The following is a 4724-nucleotide window of genomic DNA, read 5'->3' on the forward strand; positions in this document are numbered from 1 at the left end:
TGTTTATTCTTTTTCGCCTGGATTTTATCTGCTCAAGAAAGGAAGGCTGCCACAAAATGCTTTTTTTCAAAAAGCATTTTGCGACAGCCTCTTCTTTATTTTTTTATTAAGGTTTTACAGTTTCTTTATAAACTTGCTTACCATTTTTCATTTCAATAATTACAGCACTTTTTATTGCATCATGTGTATCATTTAATGTTAAGGAACCAGTTACACCTTGGAAGTCTTTTGTATTGGCAAGTGCTTCACGAATTTTTTCGGAATCCGTGCTGTTTGCCCGTTTAATGGCATCTACCAACGCATACGCTGCGTCATAACCTAGAACGGCCATTGCATCTGGAACTTGACCATATTCTTTTTGGAAAGCATCAAGGAATGCTTTTGATTTAGGGCTGTTATCTTCTACAGAATAATGATTTGTAAAGTACGTATTATTAAGAGCATCTGGTCCCCCAATTTCAGCTAACTTAGGAGAATCCCAGCCATCACCACCAACGAATGGTACAGTTATGCCAATTTCACGAGCTTGTTTAATAATTTTTCCTACTTCACCATAATAACCAGGTACATAAATTACATCTGGATTCGTAGCTTTAATTTTAGTTAACAAGGTTTTGAAATCCTGATCATTTTGTAAATAAGCTTCTTCGATAGCTATGTTACCGCCGCCCTTAGTAAAAGCATCTTTAAAGAATTTAGATAAACCTTTGCTGTAATCGCTAGAGTTATCAATCATGACAGCAGCATTTTTAGCTTTAAGAGAGTTTAATACGAAATTTGCTCCTACAGTACCTTGGAAAGGATCAATAAAACATACGCGGAAGGTATAGTTTTTTACTTTTCCAGTATTCTCATCTAAGGTTACTTTAGGATTTGTCGTTGCAGCAGCTACAAATGGGATTTTATTCGCTTCAGCAACGGTTGAGCCTGCGATACCGTTAGAACTGGTAGTAAAACCAGTAACAGCAATTACTTTATCTTGAGAAATAACTTTTGTCATTGCATTAGAGGATTCAGATGGCTCACCTTTATTATCGGCAACTGCGATTTGGATTTGTTTACCCAAAACACCACCATTAGCATTAATTTCTTTAAATGCTAACTTCGCGCCATTAGCAGCAGCTGTACCAAAAGATGCAGTATTTCCTGTCAATTCATATACAACACCAATTTTAATATCCTTGCTAGCACTTCCACCACACCCAGCTACTAATCCAGCAACTAAAATAGCAACAACGAATAGAGATAACCATTTAGCATTCATTTTTTTAAACACAATAATCCCCCTTAATAATCGTATTATTTCTAAGTATCGTATACCTTTAGCTTCTTCCCTACCACCCCCTGAAAAATATCGAAAAAGGTGCTTCAAATAAGAGAAAACTTCCCTTATTTAAAGCACCATTGCTTTATTATTATTCTGTTGTTTTGTGTTTGTTATGTTTGTTTTTTATTATACCGTGCGCTTCTCGACTTGACAAGTGTTTTTTCTAAAAAAACATTTTATATTTTTTAAAACATTTTCAATACATTCTTTTACTATTTCTTAAATTAAATATTACTTTTAACACTCATCATACAAGTTAACAGAGCAATCAATAAACTTTGATTTATAACTTTTCACAAATTGATTTTGCTTGTAAGAACAGCAATAAATAGTCAGCGCCGCCCGCTTTAGAGTCTGTGCCTGACAAATTAAAACCGCCAAAAGGATGAACACCAACTAAAGCACCTGTGCACTTACGGTTAAAATATAGATTGCCTACATGAAATTCACGCCGAGCCTTTTCCAGCTTAACACGGTTCTTTGAATACACAGCACCAGTAAGGCCATATTCAGTGCCATTGGCAATAGCAAGAGCATGATCAAAATCATCAGCAGGAATTATCGCAAGCACAGGTCCGAATATCTCTTCTTGGGAAATACGGGCCTCAGGTGAGATCCCTGAAAAGACAGTTGGCTCAATAAAGTAGCCTTGTTCACCAGCCGTAGATCCACCACACTCAAGTTTCCCTTCTGTTTTACCAATTTCAATGTAGCTTAAAATCTTTTTATAAGAGTTTTCATCAATGACAGGGCCAATATTACTTTCAGGGCTGCTGGCAGCACCAATCTTAAGAGCTTTCGTCTTTTCGACTATCTTTGCCAATACTGCATCATATACATCTTTTATGATAATGGCACGAGAGCAGGCAGAACATTTTTGTCCCTGAAAGCCAAAAGCAGATGCAACAATTCCAGCAGCTGCTTCATCAAGATCAGCTTCACTGTCTACAATTATAGAATCTTTACCGCCCATTTCAGCTACTACTCTTTTAATCCATTTTTGTCCAGGGGACAAATCAGCAGCTAACTTATTAATGCGAAGTCCAACTTCTTTAGAGCCTGTAAAATTGATAAAGCGCACTTGAGCATGGGATACCAAATAATCGCCAATCGTTCCGCCACTGCCCGGAAGATAATTTACAACACCAGCAGGTAAAGAAACTTCTTCCCATAACTGCATAAATTTTGCAGCAATGATAGGCGTTGAGCTTGCAGGCTTCATAATCACCGTATTGCCAGCTACAATAGCCGCAGCTGTCATCCCTGCTAAAATAGCCAATGGGAAATTCCATGGCGGAATTACAACACCAACACCGAGAGGAATATAAGCACACTCATTTTGTTCTCCAGAATAAGGTGTTACTTCCATACCTTTTGCATACTTATCCATTTGACGAGCATAGTATTCCATGAAATCGATTGCTTCTGCAGTATCGGCATCCGCTTCTGCCCAAGTTTTCCCTGCCTCTTCCACTAACCAGGCAGAAAACTCAAATTTACGCCGACGTAAAATAGCAGAAGCTTTAAACAAATACAAAGATCGTTCCGCAGCATCTACATACTGCCATGAGGAAAAGGCTTTATTAGCTGCCTGTACTGCTTTTTCAGCTAAATCTATATTAGCCCGAGCAACAGTACCAACAATGTCAGATGTTTGGGAAGGATTGATCGACGTAATACGCGCTTCTGTATCGATAGCTTTTCCGCCGATAATGAGTGGATAATGAGCAGCTTTCTCTAACTGTACGGCAGCCAATGCTTTCTTCATAGCAGCCTTGTTTGCTGGAAGGCCAAAGTTAGTAAACGGTTCATTTTTATATTCCGTAATCATTCTTAATTCCTCACTTTCGTATTTTTAATACAGCGATACATATTTACTCACACAACGGATGGCTCTACAAATAATTCTCCGCGGTCAAACCGCCCAGCATCAAACATTTGGATAGGAAAGGCTGTAGATTTTCCCACTACCATCTCTGCCATTAACTGACCTGTGATAGGAGAAATCATGAAACCATGACCACTAAAGCCTGCAGCAGTGAAGAAGCGATTGAGAGCAGGGCTGCTGCCTAATATCGGTGTGCGATCAGGGCACATATCATATAAGCCCGCCCATTGCCGAACTACATTTAGACCTGCTAAAGGAGGCAGAATTTCGACAAGTCGCTCAGCCATATCACGCAAGAACTGCCAACTGGATTTTATATTATAACTTTCTGGTTCATTCGGATGACCAATTCCCATAATAAAACTGCCATGAGGACTTTGCTGGCAATATAAATTATGATAAAAACTCATCACCATGGGTCCCATAGTAGGCTCTACTGGTTCTGTCACTAAAATTTCATGACGTTCTGGGAAAATCGGAAGTTCAACGCCAACCATACGTCCAACGGTTTTTGCATACCCTCCTGCCGCATTTACAACCGTATCCGTTTGAATATCTCCCTGGGTGGTACGGACCGAAATAATCTTACCATTCTTCGTTACAATGCCTTGCACTTCCGTATCGGTATAAATCTCAACATTTAAATTCTTCGCAGCTTGTGCATAAGCTTCTGTTACTTTAAAAGGATTACAATGACCATCTTCTGCACAATAGGTAGCGCCAAACATACCTTTTGTATTTAAAAAAGGGACAATTTCCAAAGATTCTTCTGGCGTCACCCAGCGTGCAGGAATGTTAAGAGATTGTTGCAGTACTAAATTCTTTTTAAACTGCTCTGCCATTTTCTCGGAGTAAGCGGGCATTAAGTAACCATTTTGGGTAAATTCAATATCCACATTCACATTTAATAGTTCGGGCAAATGTGAAAGCATCTTGACGCTTTCACGAGACAAAAGACAATTCGTCTCTGTTCCCCACTGCATTCGCATGCCTGCACCACAGCGCCCCGTGGCACCGCTAGCTAAGTACTTCTTTTCTAATACGACGACTTTACCTGCACCTAATTTAGCTAAGTTATAGGCAGTGGAACAGCCAATGACACCACCACCAATTACCACAACATCTGCAGTCTTAATCATGCTTATCTCCTCCTAACAAAGAAGCCATCTTAATGGGAGAGGTAGAAGGACGAAATGTAGGCAAAGGAATCTGTGCAACAGGCTTTCCTGTAGCTTTGGCAATTTCATTCACAATAAGAGGTGCACAAGTTCTTCCTTGACAAGGACCCATTCCTGAACGGCAAGCTCTTTTTATTTCTTCCAAAGTATGTTTTCCCTGTGCAATCTGCTCTCTAATCTCTCCTAAGGTTATATCTTCACAACGACAGATAATAATATCATTATGATTCATGATCTTCCTCCTCGTATAATAAGTTTTGTAAGCAACAATCCGCCGTTGTTTACAAAACTTATTTTATTTTTTCAACACGTAAAGGAACCCCTTGATGCT

The 4724-nt window shown here is 39.2% G+C and carries 4 protein-coding genes; all 4 read right to left on the bottom strand.

The features are described 5' to 3' along the window. Positions 1–106 precede the first annotated feature (106 nt). Positions 107–1276, bottom strand: coding sequence for an ABC transporter substrate-binding protein (locus BMZ99_RS25465; protein ID WP_090944816.1), 1170 nt, complete (start codon positions 1274–1276; stop codon positions 107–109). A gap of 334 nt (positions 1277–1610) precedes the next feature. After that, a complete protein-coding gene (pruA, locus tag BMZ99_RS25470) occupies positions 1611–3158 on the bottom strand; it encodes an L-glutamate gamma-semialdehyde dehydrogenase (protein ID WP_090944820.1) in 1548 nt (515 codons plus the stop codon). A 47-nt stretch (positions 3159–3205) separates the two neighbouring features. Beyond that, positions 3206–4354 carry an NAD(P)/FAD-dependent oxidoreductase gene (locus tag BMZ99_RS25475; protein WP_090944823.1) on the bottom strand — a complete coding sequence of 383 codons (1149 nt, stop codon included), beginning with the start codon at positions 4352–4354 and terminating at the stop codon, positions 3206–3208. Further along, complete coding sequence (locus BMZ99_RS25480; RefSeq protein ID WP_007956726.1) at positions 4347–4625, bottom strand: (2Fe-2S)-binding protein; 279 nt, start codon at positions 4623–4625, stop codon at positions 4347–4349. Before BMZ99_RS25480 ends, BMZ99_RS25475 begins: the two co-directional genes overlap by 8 nt. Positions 4626–4724: the final 99 nt, after the last annotated feature.

Source organism: Pelosinus propionicus DSM 13327 (assembly GCF_900114615.1).
Lineage (GTDB): Bacteria > Bacillota > Negativicutes > DSM-13327 > DSM-13327 > Pelosinus > Pelosinus propionicus.